The sequence below is a fragment of the Bacteroides gallinarum DSM 18171 = JCM 13658 genome (genome assembly GCF_000374365.1).
GTDB classification, from domain to species: domain Bacteria; phylum Bacteroidota; class Bacteroidia; order Bacteroidales; family Bacteroidaceae; genus Bacteroides; species Bacteroides gallinarum.
This window is the reverse complement of the sequence record NZ_KB894127.1, coordinates 93,589-114,930: the sequence shown is the minus strand read 5'-3', so window position 1 is coordinate 114,930 and position 21,342 is coordinate 93,589. Positions and strand designations below refer to the sequence as shown.

At 51.6% G+C, this 21,342-nt stretch carries 21 protein-coding genes and 1 pseudogene; 12 read left to right on the top strand and 10 right to left on the bottom strand.

What is annotated here, in order from left to right; genetic code table 11:
• Positions 1–276: 276 nt before the first annotated feature.
• Positions 277–798 (top strand): annotated as a pseudogene (locus C233_RS22545) (Crp/Fnr family transcriptional regulator); the annotation flags it as partial.
• Between the two features lies 1 nt (position 799).
• Here C233_RS22545 and C233_RS0109350 read toward each other — a convergent pair.
• The 5 genes from C233_RS0109350 to nrfH all read right to left on the bottom strand — a co-directional run bounded on the left by C233_RS0109350 (position 800) and on the right by nrfH (position 6,284).
• On the bottom strand, positions 800–2,074 hold the full coding sequence (locus C233_RS0109350) for an alginate export family protein (protein ID WP_018667340.1): 1,275 nt from the start codon (positions 2,072–2,074) through the stop codon (positions 800–802).
• Between the two features lie 6 nt (positions 2,075–2,080).
• Positions 2,081–2,872, bottom strand: coding sequence for a cytochrome c biogenesis protein (locus tag C233_RS0109345; RefSeq protein ID WP_018667339.1), 792 nt, complete (start codon positions 2,870–2,872; stop codon positions 2,081–2,083).
• Positions 2,869–4,128 carry a cytochrome c biogenesis ResB family protein gene (locus C233_RS0109340; RefSeq protein ID WP_018667338.1) on the bottom strand — a complete coding sequence of 420 codons (1,260 nt, stop codon included), beginning with the start codon at positions 4,126–4,128 and terminating at the stop codon, positions 2,869–2,871. The genes C233_RS0109345 and C233_RS0109340 overlap by 4 nt, the downstream gene beginning before the upstream one ends.
• 62 nt (positions 4,129–4,190) lie before the next feature.
• Positions 4,191–5,672, bottom strand: coding sequence for an ammonia-forming cytochrome c nitrite reductase (gene nrfA / locus C233_RS0109335; RefSeq protein WP_018667337.1), 1,482 nt, complete (start codon positions 5,670–5,672; stop codon positions 4,191–4,193).
• A gap of 21 nt (positions 5,673–5,693) precedes the next feature.
• On the bottom strand, positions 5,694–6,284 hold the full coding sequence (gene nrfH / locus C233_RS0109330) for a cytochrome c nitrite reductase small subunit (protein ID WP_018667336.1): 591 nt from the start codon (positions 6,282–6,284) through the stop codon (positions 5,694–5,696).
• 219 nt (positions 6,285–6,503) lie between these two features.
• Here nrfH and C233_RS0109325 point away from each other — a divergent pair, with 219 nt between their 5' ends.
• A complete protein-coding gene (locus C233_RS0109325; protein WP_018667335.1) occupies positions 6,504–6,845 on the top strand; it encodes a DUF6686 family protein in 342 nt (113 codons plus the stop codon).
• A gap of 14 nt (positions 6,846–6,859) precedes the next feature.
• Entirely contained in the window at positions 6,860–8,167 is a 1,308-nt protein-coding gene (eno, locus tag C233_RS0109320) for a phosphopyruvate hydratase (RefSeq protein ID WP_018667334.1), read from the top strand.
• 89 nt (positions 8,168–8,256) lie between these two features.
• Here the strand turns inward: eno and queF are convergent, their stop codons facing one another.
• The 3 genes from queF to C233_RS0109305 form a co-directional block, all read right to left on the bottom strand.
• The gene (queF, locus tag C233_RS0109315; protein ID WP_018667333.1) at positions 8,257–8,712 is read right to left on the bottom strand and encodes a preQ(1) synthase; all 456 of its coding nucleotides are present in this window, start codon (positions 8,710–8,712) and stop codon (positions 8,257–8,259) included.
• Between the two features lie 581 nt (positions 8,713–9,293).
• Positions 9,294–9,977 (bottom strand): 7-cyano-7-deazaguanine synthase QueC, encoded by a 684-nt coding sequence (gene queC / locus C233_RS0109310; protein WP_018667332.1) that lies wholly within the window; start codon positions 9,975–9,977, stop codon positions 9,294–9,296.
• Between the two features lie 67 nt (positions 9,978–10,044).
• A complete protein-coding gene (locus tag C233_RS0109305; RefSeq protein ID WP_018667331.1) occupies positions 10,045–10,725 on the bottom strand; it encodes a queuosine precursor transporter in 681 nt (226 codons plus the stop codon).
• 180 nt (positions 10,726–10,905) lie between these two features.
• Here C233_RS0109305 and C233_RS0109300 point away from each other — a divergent pair, with 180 nt between their 5' ends.
• Complete coding sequence (locus C233_RS0109300; protein ID WP_026314806.1) at positions 10,906–12,189, top strand: DcaP family trimeric outer membrane transporter; 1,284 nt, start codon at positions 10,906–10,908, stop codon at positions 12,187–12,189.
• An 89-nt stretch (positions 12,190–12,278) separates the two neighbouring features.
• Here the strand turns inward: C233_RS0109300 and C233_RS0109295 are convergent, their stop codons facing one another.
• Positions 12,279–13,613 carry an OmpP1/FadL family transporter gene (locus C233_RS0109295; RefSeq protein WP_025068823.1) on the bottom strand — a complete coding sequence of 445 codons (1,335 nt, stop codon included), beginning with the start codon at positions 13,611–13,613 and terminating at the stop codon, positions 12,279–12,281.
• A gap of 107 nt (positions 13,614–13,720) precedes the next feature.
• Positions 13,721–13,885, bottom strand: coding sequence for a hypothetical protein (locus C233_RS24080; RefSeq protein ID WP_154656065.1), 165 nt, complete (start codon positions 13,883–13,885; stop codon positions 13,721–13,723).
• Between the two features lie 181 nt (positions 13,886–14,066).
• On the opposite strand from C233_RS24080, the gene C233_RS0109290 reads away from it, so the two are divergent.
• The 8 genes from C233_RS0109290 (at position 14,067) to C233_RS0109255 (ending at position 21,341) form a co-directional block, all read left to right on the top strand.
• Complete coding sequence (locus C233_RS0109290; RefSeq protein ID WP_018667328.1) at positions 14,067–15,068, top strand: 2-hydroxyacid dehydrogenase; 1,002 nt, start codon at positions 14,067–14,069, stop codon at positions 15,066–15,068.
• A 96-nt stretch (positions 15,069–15,164) separates the two neighbouring features.
• Entirely contained in the window at positions 15,165–15,869 is a 705-nt protein-coding gene (locus C233_RS0109285) for a pirin family protein (RefSeq protein ID WP_018667327.1), read from the top strand.
• An 80-nt stretch (positions 15,870–15,949) separates the two neighbouring features.
• Positions 15,950–16,681, top strand: coding sequence for an MBL fold metallo-hydrolase (locus C233_RS0109280; protein ID WP_018667326.1), 732 nt, complete (start codon positions 15,950–15,952; stop codon positions 16,679–16,681).
• Between the two features lie 11 nt (positions 16,682–16,692).
• Positions 16,693–17,793, top strand: coding sequence for a DUF4468 domain-containing protein (locus C233_RS0109275; protein ID WP_018667325.1), 1,101 nt, complete (start codon positions 16,693–16,695; stop codon positions 17,791–17,793).
• A gap of 212 nt (positions 17,794–18,005) precedes the next feature.
• Positions 18,006–18,383: a VOC family protein gene (locus C233_RS0109270; RefSeq protein WP_018667324.1), complete on the top strand. Its 378-nt coding sequence runs from the start codon at positions 18,006–18,008 to the stop codon at positions 18,381–18,383.
• 81 nt (positions 18,384–18,464) lie between these two features.
• A complete protein-coding gene (locus tag C233_RS0109265) occupies positions 18,465–18,653 on the top strand; it encodes a hypothetical protein (RefSeq protein ID WP_025068822.1) in 189 nt (62 codons plus the stop codon).
• Between the two features lie 241 nt (positions 18,654–18,894).
• Positions 18,895–20,232 carry a DUF3575 domain-containing protein gene (locus C233_RS0109260; RefSeq protein ID WP_026314805.1) on the top strand — a complete coding sequence of 446 codons (1,338 nt, stop codon included), beginning with the start codon at positions 18,895–18,897 and terminating at the stop codon, positions 20,230–20,232.
• Complete coding sequence (locus C233_RS0109255; protein WP_026314804.1) at positions 20,229–21,341, top strand: hypothetical protein; 1,113 nt, start codon at positions 20,229–20,231, stop codon at positions 21,339–21,341. The genes C233_RS0109260 and C233_RS0109255 overlap by 4 nt, the downstream gene beginning before the upstream one ends.
• The last annotated feature ends 1 nt before the right edge of the window (position 21,342 follow it).

Below are 21,342 nucleotides of genomic sequence, written 5' to 3'. Positions count from 1 at the left end.
CAAACGGGAACACTGAGTGAAGCCTGCCAAGCTCACTCTCATTAAAACTTTTGCGGTATTTTTCCAGAACATCAAATTCTGTGAAGCCCAAAGTTGGGTGAATTTCGGAAATATTTTGTATCTTAGCCATATCTTAGTCGGGGAATTTCCCCCGTTTTGGCCTTCAAACCTTATTTGCGGGGGAATACCTAAAGATACAAAAAAGCCAGCTAATTCGCAATATTTTGTGTATGAATTAGTTGGCTGATTTTATATTATTTACTGAATGTCCCTAAAAAACTATATGTCCTTTTAAAGGGAAAGCTGCGGGTAGACATCATCGACGGGCTGGGCAATAGCGTAATGATAGAGTATATCATCGCCCCGCGCGCATTTGCCACGCCGCACCTTTTCGGCTCCAACAACACGCTGCCCGCCACCTTTACCGCCATAGAGGACAGTACGCTGTTCACAGCCACCAAGGAATCCACGTTCAAACTCATCAGCCAAGACCCGCAGATACTGCACAACTTCCTCTGCGTAAGCGGCAACTGCACAGCCTGTACGGTTTCGCGCCTAAAGACCCTCTCGCGGAAAACGGTGCGCGAGCGCTTCGTGGTCTATCTGCAAGAAAACAGAACTGCCAACTCGAACTGCGTCACCATTGCCCATACGCAGTCCGAACTGGCAGAATACCTGAATGTTACCCGCCCCGCCCTTTCCAAAGAAATCAACAAGATGACCAAGGAAGGTATTATCCTGATGACGGGAAAGAAAATCGAGATACTGAACGAGCCGGCTTTAAACGAATATATCTAAATCACCACTTCGCAAAGAAGATTTTTGGGTTGATATTCAGCGACAGCCAGCCCCAGTCCTGCCAGCGCTTGTGGTCGCCGCCCTTCACCACGTCCATGGACTTCGTGCCCAGCATAACGGAATAACCAGCGGACAACTTTACATCCTTCATCACGTTCCAATCTATCTGATAATCGAGTTCCGAGCCCAACCCCTTCTTCACATCCTGCAACTTGGCGGCAGTGGCAAAGTAATGGTAATTCAACTGCATGCCCACCTTCGGAGAAGCCTTATAGCTCACTCCCAACTGTGCATCCTGCAAGCCGGGCGCCAGGCTGTTGGCAAACAGCGAAGCGTAGAAATAATCCATTGCGCCGTAGAACTTATGGTGCGTGCCATACAGAGGGTCGAAGGCCTTGAACTTCGAGCCCTTGCCTTTATCCCCGCTCAGATAGTCATAACCCAGGCTCACACTCCATTGCCTGCCGGCAGCATAGGCAGCCTTTACGCTCGCCATATACGCCGATACGCTCTCCGATGCCTTATTCTTTCCCGTCTGGTAATAGAAAGCCGCCTGCATATCCCACGACCGGGGCTTATAAGTAATGTATGTCCCCATAGTCTGCATACAGCGGGTATCGGATATCTGCGTACCCGGGTCTCCCGTCTCCCACCCCAGGTTCATAAAGAGCAAAGAGGCATCCAGGGGCAATGCAGCGGCGGTGTAGTGATACCACAAAGTCTGCATGTTCTTGTAAGGCTGCCCGCCATTGCCATAATACGTGCCGCCTATCGTTTTTTCATCATTCTGGTTGAACGCCAGGATAAGATGCAGCTTGTGCGCCTTGTTTTCGTACCCCAGCTTCAACGCATCATGGTAGCGCCCGGCCACATTCCAGTCCAGACCGCCCAATATACGTTCGTCGTCGTAAGACAACGTCTGGCGTCCCAACTGCGCAAAAAAGCCTGCGCCGAAGCCCAGCTTCGCCCATGCCTCGTTCATGATGAAGCGGCCGTTCTTGTCAATCTGGGCATCCTGCCCCCATACGCCGACATGCTGTGCGGAGATTTTCATGCTCAGGTTGGTACGGTTGTACTCCATGGACAGGCGGGCGCGGTTGTTGATAAAGGCGGCCGCCTCGTCGCCTTCCGCACGCGGATAAAGGGCGCCGTTGCGGTACTCCGCACGAGGCCTGATTTGCATGGACATGGAAAATTCGTTCTCTTTCTCCTGCTTCTGCGCCCACGACATGCCGGGCAGCAGTAATAATCCTAATGCCAAATAAACAGCTTTCATAGCATTCTAATTTAAATTATACGTATGTACACTCACTCCTTGTGCCGAAGGCAGGTAATTGATACCGTACCAGCACATCTGTAATAATAAGAAAGATATAAGCAGCCCCGCCAATGCCCTGCGGCAGGCGCGCGGCCGCCCCAAACGGTAATGGATATATCCCAGGTAAGAGAACCATGTAGCCGCCGCCCAGGTTTCCTTCGGGTCCCATGCCCAGTAATGCCCCCATGCAGCCTTTGCCCAGACAGCGCCGGACAACATGCCCAGGGTCATAAAGGCAAGCCCCACATAAGTCAGGTTATCGCACAAATCCATTTCCTTGCGTTCTATCTCCTTTTTCTTGAACCACATCAGGTAGACCGCCATTACCGCAGCCGCCCCGAGCATGGCATAGGCAAACATATAGACTATGACATGCGGCGTAAACCAGGGACTCTGCAACGCAGGCATCAAAGTCTTATTATGGATTTCCGGCTTAAAGAGATTGATACATACGAATACCAGGGAGAGCACGAAGCTGAACCCCAGTATCCACTTGTACTTCCAGCGACTGTATGTGATAAGCCCCGCCAGCGGAAGGAAGAAGGAGTACCACAAACGCGTCTCCCCCATTGTGCGCATCGGCGGACGTTCCAAAGAAATCCACATAGCCACGATAAAGCCGAAGAAAACAGCCAGCCCCGCCAGCGTAAATGTATATACCGCCACCGGACGTTTCCCGCGCCATGCGGCGGATGCACCCGCACCCCACAAAAGCAAGGCGACGGCAGCAAAATATGCAAAGTAATCCCAACTCATGTCCTATCCTCCCCGTTTTCTTCGCCGGACAACCCGTCCCTCCTTTTCTGCGCATTGACAAACAGGCAGACGGCTCCCGACATCATCATAAAAATACCGATATAAACATACGGAAGCCAGGGGTCGCGCACCAGCTCGAACACACTGACGTCGCTCCAGCGTCCTTTCGTTTCGTCATAACTTAATTGGTAGATATTCCACCCCGCCACTTTCAGCGGATGATTTACCTCAATGGTATCGTTCCTTACCTCTCCCTGCTGCGTGTACACCGTAACTGCCGATACGAACCGCTGCGGCTCCCTCTCGGGCATGATAAGGCTTACTTCACCGTTCAGGCGCAACGCTTTGTAAGGGAACATAAAACTGCCGCAACTCACCCAGCCTTCCCTGGACTGCCCGTTTCCGGTATCCGTTGCTTTCAGGTAGACGGCATAGGTAGCACCCATCGAATGGAATTCCGTAAACTTCAAGGTATCTTCCGTGGTTACGGAAGCCGCCATAGGAATAGAGTTGAGCACCTCGATGTCCCAACCCGGCAACCGTCCCTCCGTTACCCCGTCTTCCAGAAGCAGATGCTCCGGCGTACCGGCAGGGAGCGCCCTCCCCGTTTCATTGTCAATCAGCATCAGTTTCGGAGGATATTCGTCGATAGTGAAGCCTTGCAGCTCGATAGCCAGCGGAAGTTCCGACAGCCTGCCGTTTTCGTCCGTGGCACGCCACTCGGTCTTGCCTATACGGGTAATCATCTTCAAACGCTGCAAATCGGCATTGCCCAATGTGGCAGTCAGCAGAGCGATGAACAGCCCCGCATGGTTCAGCAGGAAAGGTATCTTCCGCAGCCGGAAGGGGAAACCGGCGCGGAGAATAGTCAGTCCGAGCACCGTAACCAGCCAGACATAAAGCAATACGAACGGCCAAAACGAAAGCATCTTAGAAAGCCCTATCCAATCGGCAGACGGCTGTGTGGCGGGTACTTGACGCACCAATCCCATTACCACCGTAATAACCGCCACACAGACAAGGGAAGAAACCGCTGCGGTATAATGCGTGAGCCATTCGAAACAATAAACCCTCTTGCGCAATCCGTACAGCACCGCCAGCAAGAGCAGATATGCTACCAGTACGATTATGTTGACCGGCCAGGCAAACAAGCCCCACCGGACATCCCCCACAGTTCCCTGCAACAGCAGCCCTGTGGCAAACAGTCCGGCTCCGCATGCCAAGCCTTCCTTATATCCCCACGTTTTTTTCCACATCTTACGAACAATCATTCGGCTACAGCCCTTACCGCTGCCGCCATTCTTCCGTTACACCTCTTTTACTTCTGTGCCAGGCGGCCGTTAGCCTTCGCCTTTTCCAGCCAAGCCGGTACGGTAGTCTTTAAGAACTTCTCCTTCGCTGCCCTGTCGGCATCCATATCCAAACCGATGTACTGCTGCGCTTTCTCTTTTGTAGAAATATCCGGCATAGGCACATCGCCCGTGAAGCCGTTCTTAGCCAATACCTTGGAGATAGCCAAACGCGCCTGCAATGCCTTGTCCAGCCCATGCGACAGTACCCTCTGTATTTCCTGCGGGGCATGGAAAGCGCCTCCATGAGATGCGACACCATAGTCCCAGCGCCACTGTGCCTGGCGAATCAATGCCAGTACATCCTTCATCTGGGCGTCCGTAGCTCCCTTGTCCCATGCAAATTTCGCTTCGATATGCGCCTTAGCCAGTTCGGCTTCGAGGCGGTTGCGTATTTCGTTCGCCTTGTGCTGGCGCTCGTACACATTGTTGCGCAAAGTCTCCTCGCTCTCGCGGTGGCAGGTCTGGCAGGTACGGTCTATCATTGCCAACGGGCTCTGCACATGGTGGTCGCTGAACTTCACACCGCCCTCGCTCTTGTACGGCATATGGCAGTCCGCACACGACACGCCGCGTTGCCCGTGGATACCCATTTGCGCAATCTCGAAGTCGGGATGCTGCGCCTTCAGTATCGGGGTACGGCTCAACTTGTGAATATAATCGTAAAAGCCCGCCTCATCGTAGTAAGCCTCCATATCTTCCACCGTGAAACCCTTATCCCACGGAAAAGTAAGGTACTTGCCGTCGCCCTTGAAGTAATACTCCACATGGCACTGCGCACACACCAGTGAACGCATCTCCTGCGGAGTAGCCTGGGTAATATCCTTTCCCCGGCGCTGGAAAGCCTCTACCAATGCCGGACGGCTGATATGCAGGTTCATATTCTCCGGCTCATGGCAGTCGGCGCAACCGATAGGATTTACGATTTCGGAGCCCATAGCGCCCCACTTATTATTATAGAACGCATCTACCCCGACAGCCTGCATCATACGCGGCACATCCGGGCTCTTGCAAGTCCAGCAGGTAGAAGGTTGCGGGCCGTCGGTATCCGTAGCGGGAGCACCGGTACGCAGGCTCGCCGTTATATCCTCGATAGCATGCATATGCCCGCGGGGTGTAGAATAATCTTTCGAGAAAGCATATCCTGCCCACAGCACCACCATTTCCGGGCGCTGCTCCAGCACATCCACCGCTATATTTCCGTTGAACTCACTCTTGAAGTCGGTCTTGGCGGTTTCCGTCCAGGTTTGGTATTCGCGGGGGAAATCGCTCTTGAAAACCTCATTCCGCGCCTCTATACCTTCAATCACCGTCTTGCGGTTATTGAACACGCTTGCCAGTTCCGCCCTGCGTTCCATTAAAGCGGACACGCATAAGCCCAGGACAAACACAACGACCATCGAACCGCCGAACAACAGCCACCCTTGCCATGATTTCAATCTCTTTTCCATATCTATGAAGATTTATTGTTATTATTTCTTTATCAGTTCCCGAAGCCACTCCGGTACGGGAGAATCCGGATAAGGCACGAGCGCCCCCGGTGTGGCCGAAAGGCTGTTCTTTCCGCCGTGCGGCACATCCCGGTGGCAGTCCCAGCACGCCTTGCCGTTGCCCGTAAGAGTCATCATATAATCTATCTTGCCGGCATCCGCAAACTCACTCGTCAGTTGCGTATGGCAGCGGATACAGTTATTCATAATGACCTGCGAGCTGGCATTTTCAGCCCGGATTACCTGCGGCTCGCTTTTGGTGAGAAAAGCCCCCACATGCTTCATTCCGTCCATTCCCTTGAACGTCCACTTCTTAACCGCATTCTCGTGGGGAACATGGCAGTCATTACAGGTAGCATCCCTGCTATGGGAGCTATGGAACCAGGTAGCATAATACGGCGCCATGATATGACAGTTTACACAGGCGGCAGGGTCGTCGCCCAGGTAAGTGTGCGCCCGGAGAAGATACAGAAACAAACCTCCTCCGCCCACGAGGACACCGCATACCACGAGTGCCGCCACTTTCCGTTTGTAGGAAGGGAACAGTTTTCTTATGATAGATAACTTCGCCATAGGAACAAGTATTTTTCACAAAAATAAAGGGTTGGTACGAAAGAAAGTGTAATCTATATTACACTTAGGCATTTATCTTTAAAGAAATTCACATTATACATAGAAAAAGTAACGGCGGCCTACCCAATAATGATGTCCGCACCCGGTAAATACCACCATTTGTAGGTATTGATAAAAAGCCCGTTTTGCACGACATTTGCAGCAACCAAAAATAAAGCTATGGACAGTCTATTGAAACAAACGACAAACGGTTTTATTTCGTTCTGCACGGAGTGCAATACCTATCACCTGGAATTCGGAAATTTGTTCTTCAGGTTCACCGAGGACGAGTTCCGGCATTTCTGCCGGTACATCAACTCTATCGACGGACCCTATTACCAGGCACAAAACCGGCATATAAGGAACAGCCGGAAGATATTCCTCCGCATGCCCGTGCAGGGCTTTTACTGTGCGCTCCACCCGGAAGAGCTGACAGAACTGAAACGGCTGGTAGATTTCTCACTCATAGACGAAAATGAAATAAACAGACTGGAACATTTGGAAAAATTCTCTTTAAACTAAATGATTGATTAAGTATGAAAATTGAAAAAATCGTAGCCCGTGAAATCCTCGATTCACGCGGCAACCCCACAGTAGAAGTGGACGTAATTCTGGAAAGTGGTGTAATGGGACGTGCAGCAGTGCCCTCGGGCGCTTCCACCGGCGAAAACGAAGCCCTGGAACTGCGCGACGGCGACAAGAGCCGTTATTGCGGCAAAGGTACGCTGAAAGCCGTAGATAACGTGAACAAAATCATTGCGCCGGCACTCGTAGGCTGGCCGGCACTCGGACAACGCGCCATAGACCACAAAATGCTGGAACTGGACGGCACTCCGACCAAATCGAAGTTGGGAGCCAATGCCATTCTGGGCGTTTCGCTGGCTGTTGCCAAAGCAGCCGCCAACTACCTCGACATCCCCCTTTACAGATATATAGGCGGTGTGAACACCTATGCAATGCCCGTGCCGATGATGAACATCATCAACGGTGGTGCGCACAGCGATGCCCCTATCGCATTCCAGGAGTTCATGATACGCCCCGTAGGTGCGCCCTCCTACCGTGAAGGCCTGCGCATGGGTGCGGAAGTGTTCCATGCCCTGCAAAAAGTACTGAAAGCCCGCGGGCTGAGCACCGCTGTGGGCGACGAAGGCGGCTTCGCTCCCAAGCTGAACGGCGTAGAAGATGCGCTGGACTGCATCATCGAAGCCATTAAGAACGCAGGCTACAAGCCGGGCGACGACGTACGCATCGCTATGGACTGCGCCGCCTCCGAGTTCTGCGTAAAGGAAAACGGCAAGTTCTACTACGACTATACGCACCTTAAGAACGGCATGCCGAAAGACCCCAACGGCAAGAAACTGTCCGACGACGAGCAGATAGCCTACCTGGAAAGCCTCATCGACAAATATCCTATCGACTCCATTGAGGACGGCATGAGCGAGGACGACTGGGACGGCTGGAAGAAACTGACCGACCGCATCGGCAACCGCTGCCAACTGGTGGGCGACGACCTGTTCGTAACCAACGTGGAATTCCTGCAAAAAGGTATTGCACAAGGGTGCGCCAACTCTATCCTTATCAAAGTCAATCAAATCGGTTCGCTCAGCGAGACGCTGGATGCCATTGAAATGGCGCACCGCCACGGCTATACCACCGTTACCTCGCACCGTTCAGGCGAAACGGAAGATGCCACCATTGCGGACATTGCCGTTGCTACCAACAGCGGGCAAATCAAGACCGGTTCGTTGAGCCGCTCCGACCGCATGGCGAAGTACAACCAGTTGCTGCGCATCGAAGAAGAGCTGGGCGACCTTGCAGTGTACGGCTACAAAAAAATAAAATAAATCTTTGTAGTGAATAAGTCATAAAAAGAAAGGAATAGCGTCTTTGTGAAAAGGCGCTATTTTTTTTATCGTCCCCGTACCGGCACAGCCTATTCGCGGTTCATCAGCCGGTGTTCCGCCATACGCTCGTATTTCGTTCCGGGACGACCGTAGTTTGCATAAGGATAGATAGAGATACCGCCGCGCGGAGCAAAAATCCCCGTTACCTCGATATACTTGGGATTCATCAGGCTGATAAGGTCTTTCATTATGATGTTTACGCAGTCCTCATGAAACGCGCCGTGGTTACGGAAGCTGAAAAGATAAAGCTTCAAACTCTTGCTCTCCACCATTTTCACATCGGGAATGTAACAGATGCGGATTTCGGCAAAATCCGGTTGCCCCGTGATAGGGCAAAGACTAGTAAACTCCGGACAATTGAAGCGCACCCAGTAATCATTACCGGGATGCTTGTTGTCGAACGCCTCCAGTACTTCGGGAGCATAATCCTGCTTATACTCCGTCTTTCTTCCTAATAAGGAAAGTTGGTCTTTTAATTCAGTCATATCGGTATTGGTTTATATATTATTTGTTTTCACCATAGAGGATACGGAGTTTTTTCTTTCAACACAGAGGACACAGAGTTTTTTTCTTTTTTCTCAGAAACTCAAATCCTCTCCTATTCACAACCTCTGCAAAATCACCAAAGAAAAGAATCTCCGTAGAACTTCCGTAATGAACCCGTTTTTGTCTCCTAAAGAAAAAAAGCTCTGTGTCCTCTGTGTTGAACCAGTTTTTATCCTCCTAAAGAGAAAAACTCTGTGTTCTCCGTGTTGAACCAGTTTTTATCCTCCCAAAGAAAAAAAACTCTGTGTTCTCTGTGTTGAACCCGCCTTTCTCCTCCTAAAGAGAAAAACTCTGTGTCCTCTGTGTTGAACCTGCCTTTATCCCCCAAAGAGAAAAACTCTGTATCCTCCGTGTTAAACCCGCTTTTATCCTCCCAAAGAGAAAAACTCTGTGTTCTCCGTGTTGAACCCGCCTTTATCCTCCCAAAGAGAAAAACTCCGTGTCCTCCGTGTTGAACCCGCCTTTCTCCCCCAAAGAAAAAAAACTCTGTGTTCTCCGTGTTGAACCCGCTTTTATCCTCCTAAAGAGAAAACTCTGTGTTGAACCCGCCTTTCTCCCCCAAATACCTCTCCAGCCCCTCCCTGCGCAGCTTGCATGCCGGGCAATGCCCGCATCCGTCGCCGGGAATACCGTTATAACAAGTAAGCGTTTCGTTACGGATTAGGTCGAGCACCCCCAACTCATCCGCCAACGCCCAGGTTTCCGCCTTATCTATCCACATCAGCGGGGTGTGGAGCACGAACTGCTCGTCCATAGCGAGGTTCAGGGTTACGTTCAGCGATTTGATAAAAGCATCCCGACAGTCGGGGTAGCCGCTGAAATCCGTCTGCGACACGCCCGTTACGATGTGGCTGATACCCTTCTCGCGGGCATAGACGGCGGCGATACTGAGGAAGAACAAGTTACGCCCCGGCACAAAAGTATTTGGAAAACTATCCGCCGGCTTATCGCTATCCATTACGATACCGTCGTCCGTCAGCGCGTTACGCCCCAGCTTGCCGATGAAAGAAACATCCATTGCCTCGAACTCCACCTCCGCCTTACGCGCTATCTCCCGCGCCAGGTCTACCTCCTTCCGGTGCTTCTGCCCGTACAGAAAACTCAATGCATATACTTTCTCGAACTCACGCTTTGCCCAAAACAGGCAAGTTGTCGAATCCTGCCCACCGCTGAATACGACTAAGGCTGATTTTTTATTTGACATCAGTTATGATTTTAGAATTATGATTTCAGATGTGTATATATATAATGTATAGGGAGAGACGGAAACATTAAAGGTCGGTAATCTTCCATACCTTATAAGAGATACCCTCGTCGTAAACATCGCTGCCGTCTATCCGCTTGATAGCCTTCACTACACGGATTGTCACCGGGAGGATTATCACCTCGTACAAAGATTTCAGCACAATCTGGATACACATCATCGCCAGCAGCTCCCGCCATGCGATAACACCCCCGAAGGCAACCGGGAAAAATATCAGCGAATCGGCGGTTTCGCCCACCACCGTAGACCATATGGCACGCACGGAGAAATGACGCCCGCCACTCGCCACCTTCATGCGGCTCATGACATAAGCATTCAGGAACGAACCCACCAGAAAGGCAGACAAGCTTGCAACGACGATACGCGGCGCCATGCCGAAAACGAAATTGAAATGAGGCGCCCCCTCCCAGAAAGGAGCGGCAGGCAACGCCACGGCAACCAGCCCCAGCATCACAACGAAGAAATTCATGGCAAAGCCGCTCCATATAATCAGGCGCGCCTTGCGAAAGCCCCACACCTCGGCGATGCAGTCGTTGATAATATAAGATACGGGAAACACTAACAGCCCGGCAGTGACGGTTATGCCGAAAACCTGGATAACTTTCGTTTCGAGAAGATTGGCTGCTATCAGGCAGACATTGAACAAAATGCCCAGCAGCATAAAAGGTACGGATACTTTCTGCTTCATACTCCTGTTTTTTACGTGGTGTTCTAGAATACACGGCCGCTATTCACGGCATCATACATATTTTTAAGTTAACGGTTTCACCATAGTTAAACCGGGCGCAAAGATACGCTTTCTTTCGCTGAGAACAAAACCATTTCGGATTTTAGTTGTTGAAAGCACATTCACCAAAACCTAACTTAAATGAAAACAATCTTAAAAGCAATGATTCTGCTGTGCGGTGCAGGGCTGTCCACGCTTACAGCCCACGCGCAGAAAAAAGTGATTATCCAAGACGAGTCCTCCCAAAGCGTCGTGCTGGTTACCATAGACAAGGCGGGCGACGAGATTATCCGCATCATGAACGAGTCGCAACTGCCGCATATCCACGAGCCGCAGGCGCCCCGCTTCCTGCTGCTGGATAGGAAAGGCAAGTTCGCCCTGGGCATCGGCGGCTATGTACGCGCCACGGCGGAGTATGACTTCGGCGGCATCGTAGACAACATCGACTTTATCCCCGCCTACATCCCCAACGGAGGAAAAATCAAGAACCAATTCCAAATGGATGCCAGCACATCCACCATTTTCCTGAAACTGGTAGGCCGCACCAAGCTCCTGGGCGACTTCGTCGTTTACACCGCCGGCAACTTCCGCAACGGCTCCAACAAAGGTTTCCAGTTGCGCAACGCCTACATCGCCTTCCGCAACGTAACGGTGGGCTACACTTACGGCGGTTTCATGGACCTGGGCGCACTGCCTTCCACTATCGACTTCCAGGGACCCAACGGAGCCACCTTCTACCGTGCCACCCAACTGGCATACACCTATAAAGGGCTGAAGAATTTCCGCTTCAACGCCTCCGTAGAAATGCCCTCCGTAGACGGCACTACCAATGGCGGGCTCAGCATCGCACAGCAACGCATGCCGGACTTCACCGCCTACGCCCAGTACGGCTGGAACGATAAAAGCCATGTACGCGTGGGCGGACTCATCCGCAGCATGACGTACACAAGCACGCAGAGCGATAAGGCACATGCCGTTACCGGCTTCGGCGTACAGGCATCCACCACCTTCAACCTGGGCAAGCAATGGCAGGTATTCGGGCAGGCCACCTACGGAAAGGGCATAGGGCAATACCTGAACGACATCAGCAACCTGAACGTAGACATCGTTCCCAACCCCGAGAAAGACGGCAAGATGCAAGCGCTGCCCATGCTGGGCTGGTATGCCGGACTGCAATACAACGTCAGCCCGAAGGTGTTCCTGTCGAGCACTTACAGCATGTCGCGCCTTTACTCCGACAACGGCTACCCCGCCGGCGAACCGGACACCTACCGCTACGGGCAGTACTTCGTAGCCAACCTGTTCTGGAACGTCACCCCCAACATGCAGGTAGGTGCGGAATACCTGCGTGGCTGGCGCACGAACTTCGACAACTCCACCAACCATGCCAACCGCATGAACCTGCTGGTACAATACTCTTTCTAAAACCTGTATAAAAATGAGGAAGGCAGATTATAATCCGTCACGGATTACAACCTGCCTTCCTCTCTATATAAAGGTCGGATTATGAAATATCAGAAACGATAGTCTATGCTAAGACCGAAAACCTTGTTGGTACGGCTGTACACGTTCGTGCCCGGCAGCCCGGTTCCGTTGTAGTCCTGTGTCGTCTTGGTATAGTCGTCGTAGTTAGTCCACATATACCCCACATTCAGCGCCGCCCTTTCCGAGAGCTTCAACTTAGCGCCTATGCCCAGCGAGTAAGAGTCGCAGGAGAAGCTGGTATCACTCTGGTAATTGTCGGACAGGCCGTAATCCGTAAACTGCACGCCGCCGCTCAACGTCAGCCTGCTAAGCACATCCCACTCTATGCCGGCAAGGTACTCGTTCGTACCTTTCGTAAGGAACTTCTGCTTGTCGTCCGCCATACCTGCATGCTTGTCGTCGTAGAAGTGATACTCTACCGAGGCACGCAGCACCGGAAGGAACTCGTAGGCAGCCGCCACCGACAGCATGGAAGGAATGTCGTTCGGAGTATTCACGCCGTGCTTGTAAGCCTCCAACTCGCTTTCCGGAGCACCCAACATGCGGAAAGAGTTCAACTTGGTATTATTCTCAATGTTCAAGCTGGTCTTGAACTCATACTTCGCACCAATCGTCAGTTTACCGAACTTGGCATCCAAGCCGATAACCGGAGTAAATCCCCAACCGGTCTGGCTGCAATCCAGGTCGATGCCGATAAGTTCGGTTCCTACGGGCGCTGTTCCCCCCGTAGGCAAAGGCAAATTGACGGCGGCACTGGCATTCAGCGCACCCTTATAACCGCCGGTAAAGTAGTTCATGCGCCCGCCTGCAAAAGCAGAAAGCCAGTCCGTGATTTTGTAGCTCAGCCCCAACTGCACGGAATAGATGTACTGCTTGCCGTCCATATAACTGTTCAGCGAATAGGCATTGCCCGGAATACCCTGGCTGCCCAACCCGCCTATCACCATAGCGTCGAACATGGAAAGACCGTCATTAAACGAGGCTTTTCCACCGCCGCCGGTAATCGCGAAGAAGCCGGAAATAGTCCAGTCACCTTTCTTATAAGCGGCAAACACACTGGGAATAACCGGTGCGGCAGCCTTTCCCTCATAATATTTGTCCAGCCCCAAAGCATCGCACGAAGCGTCGATATTTCTTGTTTGGAAAGCGCTCTGAATGCTCAAGGACGTATAAAATCCGTCTTTCGGCAGGAAAGCCAACCCCGCAGGATTGGATAAAGCCGCATCCACCTCGGTAGTAACCGCGCCGCGGGACAGCATACGAAGAAAAGCAGGGTGTTGGTTGGTATTTGTCAGGAGGCCTCCTGCAAAAGTTGGAATTGAAACGATTAACATCGCAATGCTAATCAAGGAATTTTTTCTCATCTAAATCTTTTTTAATTGTTTTCGGGCGCAAAGGTACAATAATATTGCACATAGAAAACTATCTTATGCATTTTATTTAGGGCAAACAGCCCTATTAGTTGAAAAATTCAACCGTTTCTATTGAAACATTTGCGGCATGCGCCGCGGGTACGGGCGGTGTATCCCGCCTTACCGACCGCCACCCTATCCCGATATACGCCCCCTGCTTCCGGCAAGCAGAAAGACGGCATGCGCCAACCCGTTCCGTCACGGGAAAAGTTTTGTTCCGTCACGGTGGAACGAAACTTTCTCCGTGGCGGAACAAAATCTCCCCCACGGTGGAACGGATTAGCCTATGCAGCCGCAGGTTTTTACTGCTGTCCCCAAAGAGAATCGGGATAACCTGCCGGATATATCCCGAACCTTCCTATCTTTGCAAGTGTTATTTCCTTGAAACAAAAAACTTAAAATCTCATGGCATATACAATTGCATTTTTCGGCAGCAAGCCCTACGACGAGGCTTCATTCAATGAAAAGAACGGCGAATACGGCTTCGAGCTCCGCTATTACAAAGGTCACCTCAACAAGCACAACGTGATACTGACGCAAGGCGTAGACGCGGTGTGCATCTTCGTGAACGATACGGCCGATGCGGAAATCATCCGCGAGCTGGCGGCAAACGGCGTGAAGCTTATCGCCCTGCGCTGTGCCGGCTACAACAACGTAGACCTGAAAGCCGCAGCAGCAAACGGCATCACCGTGGTGCGCGTTCCCGCCTACTCACCCTACGCGGTGGCGGAATACACGGTAGCGCTCATGCTCTCGCTCAACCGGAAAATACCCCGCGCCACATGGCGCACGCGCGACGGCAACTTCTCCCTGCACGGGCTCCTGGGCTTCGACATGCACGGCAAAACGGCAGGCATCATCGGAACGGGCAAGATTGCCAAGAAGCTAATCGCTATCCTGCGGGGCTTCGGCATGAACATCCTTGCCTACGACCTCTACCCCGACCACAATTTCGCCCGCGAGCACCAGGTGGTGTACACCACGCTGGACGAGCTGTACCGCAGTTCGGACATCATCTCCCTGCACTGCCCCCTAACGGAGCAAACCAAATACCTCATTAACGACTACTCTATCTCCAAGATGAAGGACGGCGTAATGATTATCAACACCGGGCGGGGGCAGCTTATCCACACCGACGCCCTGATAGAAGGGCTGAAAAACAAGAAAATCGGCTCTGCCGGGCTGGATGTGTACGAAGAAGAGAGCGAATATTTCTACGAAGACCGGTCGGACAAGATTATCGACGACGACACGCTGGCGCGCCTGTTGTCTTTCAACAATGTCATCGTAACCTCCCACCAGGCATTCTTCACCCGCGAGGCGCTTGCCAACATTGCTGCCACCACGTTGCAGAACATAAAGGAATTCATGGAGTGCAAGCAACTGGAGAACGAGGTTAGGTTGTAAAATGCTATTTACGGAACATTAATCCCGCGCGGCTCAAACTTTACGGCACGTCTGCTTGTTACATAAAGACTAATCATTAAAAAAGAAAGAAAGATTATGAAAAAAGTAATAGACAAAGCCGGGAGCCGCGGACGTTCCCTATACGACTGGCTGGACAGCCGCCACACCTTCAGTTTCGACAGGTATTACAACCCGCACCGCATGAACTTCGGTGCCCTGCGCGTGCTGAACGACGACCGGGTAGCCCCGGGAGAGGGTTTCGGGATGCACCCGCACAAGAATATGGAGATAATCTCCATTCCCCTGAAAGGTAGTCTGAAACACGGCGACAGCGAGCAGAACAGCCGTACTATCGCCCCCGGCGACATCCAGACCATGAGCGCGGGCACGGGCATCTACCACAGCGAAATGAACGGAAGCGACACCGAGCCGGTGGAGTTTCTCCAAATCTGGATAATGCCCGAAAAGCTGAATACGCCACCCACCTACCGGGATTACGACATCCGCCCCTACCTGCACAAGAACGAGCTTGCGCTCATCGTGTCTCCGGACGGCAATGCCCCTGCCAGGATGCAGCAGCAGGCGTGGTTCTCCATAGGAGAGGTATCCGCCGGGAGGAAGCTGGGCTATCATCTGCACCAGTCGCACGCGGGGGTGTACGTATTCCTGATAGAAGGCGGAATTAGCATAGACGGCACGGTGCTGTCGCGGCGCGACGGCATGGGGATATACGAAACGGAGCATTTCGAATTGGAGACGCTGACGGACTCGCACATCCTCCTGATTGAAGTGCCGATGTAGGGCTTTTGCATAAAATAACAGCCAAACCGGAAGTTTGTGTAGTGTTTTTTGTAATATTGCGCTATATTTGAATCCGTACAATGAAACTTGATTATATCTACCACAGCGGCTTCGCGATTGAAGCGGACGGAGTGACGGTCGTCATCGATTACTACAAGGATTCCTCGCAAGAGGAGCCCGGACGCGGAATCGTACACGACTGCCTGTTAAAGAAACCGGGGAGGCTCTACGTGCTCTCCTCGCATTTTCACCCCGACCACTTCAACCGCGAAGTCCTTTTGTGGAAGGACGAACGCCCCGGTATCCGGTATATCTTCTCCAAGGACATACTGAAACACCGGCGCGCAGCGGCGGAGGATGCCACCTATATCGCTAAGGGCGATGTCTACGACGACGGGCACATCCGCATCGAGGCTTTCGGCTCTACCGACGTCGGCATCTCCTTCCTGATAGATTTGCAGGGTGTCCGCCTGTTCCATGCCGGCGACCTGAACAACTGGCATTGGAGCGAGGAATCTACTCCCCAGGAGATACGCAAGGCGGAGGGGGACTTTCTTGCAGAGATAAAAATCTTACAGCAAAAGGCTCCCCGGGTGGATGTAGCCATGTTTCCGGTAGACAGCCGTCTGGGAAAAGATTATATGCGCGGTGCGGAACAGTTCGTAGAACGGATAAAAACCGCTATATTTGCACCTATGCACTTCAGCGAGGACTACCGGGGCGGCAATGAATTCCGCGCCTTTGCCGAAAGCAAGGGCTGCCGTTTCCTGGCAATCTCCCGCCGGGGCGAGAGTTTCGACATTACTAAATAAAACATAGCATTATGAAAAATTTGACACAATTTCTTTTCGTGCTGTCCTGCCTGTGCATGCCTGCCTTGCTGCATGCCCAGAGGGATGACAGCAAATACCTGGCGGGAGCCGTACCCGAGGTGGACGGCAAGGTGGTTTTCACCAAGGAATTCAGTATTCCCGGCATGTCGCAAGATACTATCTACTCCCGCCTGGTGAGGTGGATGGAGGCACGGCTGGCGAAGAACGAGAACAACAGCCGCGTGGTTTACACCAACCGGGAGAAAGGGCAGATTGTAGGCATGGGTGACGAGTGGATTGTATTCAGCTCCACCGCCCTGTCGTTAGACCGGACGAAGATACTCTACCAGCTCGCCGTTACCTGCCAACCGGAGAAATGTACTTTCGAGGTGGAGAAAATCCGCTTCAACTACCGGGACGGGCAGGAGAAATATACCGCCGAGGAATGGATTACCGACAAATATGCGCTGAACAAGTCGCAGACCAAGCTGGTACGCGGCCTTGCCAAATGGCGCCGGAAAACGGTGGATTTCGTAGACGACCTCTGCCTCGGCGTAGCGGATGCCCTGAGCGCCACCGCAACCAAAGCTCCGGCAGCGGAGAAGAAAGAGGAAGTGAAGAAGGAAGAAAAAGCCCTTGTCAACTCCGGCACGACGGTCATTACTCCCAAGACGCCGGTTACGGTAGGAACTCCGAAGGCTGCTACGGAAACAGCCGTTGCCGCCACCCCGCAAGACGGTGCACAGGCTTCAGCGGGCGCTTATAGGGAGGTGGCTCCGGACGCCATTCCCGCCGACGTTATCCAGAGCGGAAACGGCAAGTTGGTGATTGTAATCGGCGAGGAGCCTTTCAACATGACTATGATGACTGCCAACGCCGGAGGTTCGCTGGGTAAGATAGCCGGGGACAAACCTGTAATATTCACGATTCTGTCGCCGGAACAGCCTTACGGACAAATGGAGGCTGCCCAGAATTATACCGTACGCTTCTACCCCAACGGGCAGAAGGAGCCTACCGTAATCCTGGAGTGCAGGAAGATTCCGTCGCAAGCTCCGGTAGAGGGTATGCCGCGTACGTACACGGGCGAAATCCTGAAAGCGAAAATCAAATGAGGCGATAAGAAGGGAACGGTTAGTCATCGGGAAAAAGCAATAGTTGATTATTGAAAAAGAGTAATGACTGATTATTGAAAAAAAGCAATAGTTGATTATTGAAAAAGAGCAATGGCTAATCATCAAGAAAAAGAGTAATATCTAAATTATCGGGAGAAAGAATAATACCCGATTATCGGAAAAAAAGAGTAATACTTAATTCATCGAGAACAATGGAAATAAAAAGTAAATTCGACCATTTCAATATAAACGTTACCGACCTGGAGCGCAGCATCGCCTTTTACGAAAAGGCGTTGGGCTTGAAAGAGCATCACCGGAAAGAGGCGTCGGACGGCTCTTTCACGCTGGTTTACCTCAGCGACGGCAGCACGGGGTTCCTGCTGGAGCTGACCTGCCTGAAGGAGCATCCACAGGCTTATGAGCTGGGCGAGAATGAGAGTCACCTCTGCTTCCGCGTAGCCGGAGACTACGATGCCGTGCGCCGGTATCATAAGGAGAACGGCTGGGTATGTTTCGAGAATACTGCTATGGGGCTGTATTTCATCAACGACCCCGACGATTACTGGATTGAGATACTGCCCGCCAGGTAAGCCGGGCGCTGCGGATATATACTGTATATCCGCAGCACAGCGATTAACAGCCACATAGTTTAATATTTAATATCCTACAACGTGAGTATAGAAGAAGCAATGATGGGCGGTATTGTTTTCAAAGGCAAGAAAGAGAAGCCTAAAGAAGAAAACAAAATCAAGACCAAAGCCAAAAAGAAAACCTATATCACCGGCCTGCATGGTTCCGGTGCAGCGAAGATGAAAGCCGAAATCCGTAAGAAACGCGCGAACAGGCATAAAGGAAAGTAAAAATTAATTTTAAGCAAGAAGGTGTAAGTTCTCTCAAATAGAATTTACACCTTTTTTGTTTCGTACCCTACCCGAGGCATCACGGAAAACCGTTACAGAGCCACCCGCCCGGTTTGTCTTTCTTAATATTATATCCAAAAAGCCGCCGATATTCAAAAAAAATTAATAAAAAACTTTGTTTTTACATCCGTAGTATATATTTTTGACGGCGCGAACAAACAAATAAATATTTATAAAGGACGTGATTTTATCACAAGAGCATAAAAAAAAGCACTACTTTTTTTTACTGAGGACAGTCGTAGTGTGTTTTCTTATGTCAGCATCCGTGAATAAAGCATATGCCCAGATACAACACAGCAGGAAAGAGAATGCGGAAGCAGAAAAAATTCCTTTCAAAGGCCGTTGGGGTATCAAGACAAATGCTGTGGATTGGTTGTTGACGGTTCCTAATATTGGCGTGGAGTTCGACCTGGGCAATACGATTCGAAACAAGCGCACAATCGGCGCCAATATAAAGTGGAACTGGAACACTTCGCAAAAGTACACTCCGTCTCTTATCTTCAATGTATTCGATGCACGGGTAGAGTGGCGCCAGTACTTCCGTACCAGGCGCCGGTACACCAGCACGACCTTGAAAGAGGGCGTATTCAAGTATCTCAACGACAATATTTTCACCACCAAGAGGAAAAACCCGCGCGACTGGCGCGCCTACTACTGGGGCATTTATGCAAACGCCTCCAGCTACAACCTGAAACTGGGCAAGCAAGGCATACAGGGCAATTCTTACGGCGCAGGCATATCGTTAGGATATACCGCCCCGCTCTACGGCTATCGCAAAAACCATATCGACCTGGAACTCGGAGGTTCTATCGGCCTGGCATATGCCGATTACGACGTTTTCGAGCATGATGCCGAAAGCGGGTGCTATCCCCGCATCGCCGACAAATGCAAAGGCGGGCATTTAGTGCCTTTCCCCCTGATTACCGACCTGCGGGTGGCGTTCGTATACCGCTTCATCTCCGTAAAGGACAAGTACAAGCAGTCCGTTACCCGCCGTGTAGACATACGCGAGGAGAAACGCAACCGCCTGAATGCCGCAATCAATAAGATGCGTGCTCGCATCGACTCCCTTAACAGCGTTTACAGCAAGCAAGGTGCTACCCTACCCGACAGCCTACTCAACAAGGAGGAGCAAAAAGAGTGGAAGAAGATGCAGAAGGAGGCGCAGTTGAAGGCACAGGAGGAGGCCGACAAGAAGCTGCAACAGCAGATAGCGGACTCATTGGGTATTCAGCTCAGCGATACTGTGCCCCTTACAAAAGACCAGCAAAAGGCTCTCCGCAAAGCGGAAAAGGCGATAAAGAAAGCCAATGAAGCCGCACGGAAAGATAAAATAAAGAAGGCGGAAGATAAGAAGAAAAAGGAGGGCGAGAAAGCGGAAAGCGCCTCCGTAAAGGAGAAGAAAAAGAAAGGCAGGAAGAACCGCAAGCAAGAGGCTGCGGAGACGGAAGCCGTAAAGCCCGAGGACACCGCCGCCCCTGCCGCAGAAGCGGATAAGAGGAAGGAGGACAGCCGATGAAAATGTGCAGGCCTACATATTTGCCTTTTATCCTTCTATTATTGTGCGGCATGACGTGCTGTACGCAGGTAGACCTTTGCCCGGAAACGGAGCATCCGCATGTAGCCACCATTCTCACGGAGTTCGACTGGGGAGACTGGAACGGAGCCGAGGAGGACAAGCCTACGCATATGAATATCGTGGCAAGCCGCATCCTGAATACATGGCGGGCGCACGGCATAGCCGATACCCGAACGGGTGTCGTGGAGAACGGGATGTCGGTTCCCTTGCAGGCCGAGGAAGCCGGCACATTCAAGCTGAAAGGCGGCGAATACAATATCTTCGCTATCAATACCCGCGAGGGGGTGGTTATCGACAGTTTGAACTGCTACCTCACCCACCCGGAGGCAAAGGTGGATACGATGTATCTCCACCTGAAAGAGATGCCGCGCGAGGCTCTGCCCGAGCTGCAAGGTATCAACCTGCCGGATTTCAACCCCGGATACAAGTATATACAAGATGCCGGGTGTATCTTCTATTCGGTACAGAAAGGCGTGAACATACAGACGGGGCAGTCCAAGACCCTGCGGTTCGATATGAGCCCCGTAAGCCAACAGGTGCAGGTGAAGTTCAAGGTACAGACGATAGGCGATGTGAAGGTAGACTATATCATAGCCGAGATGTCCGGACTGTGCGGACGTATCAATATTTCGGAGGCTTACCTGGATACGGCGAAGCTTTACCGCACCATTTTCATGTTCGATGCGGAAAATGGCGTGGAGCAGGTAGACAACGATGTCACTACTTACTCTGCAAGCTTCTATACAATGGGTATCGTGCCCAGCCCGAAGGAGAGTTACCTCACGGGAGCCGGCATACTCCAACTGGCTATTTTTACCTCGTCCGGCAACAAGCAGCATGTGTTTTATGCGGGCGCCAATCCGCGCCAAACGATTATCGACGCCCAGATGATGAAAAAGGAGAACGGAAGGACTTACCTCAACTACACCGATGAGGTGGTGGTAATCGAGTTGGAGAGTCCGCTGGTAATAGATTCCGGTAAGATAATCAATCAAGAAGAAGATAATACCTGGTTCAATCCTCAAGGAGATATTAATGTAGACATTTAAG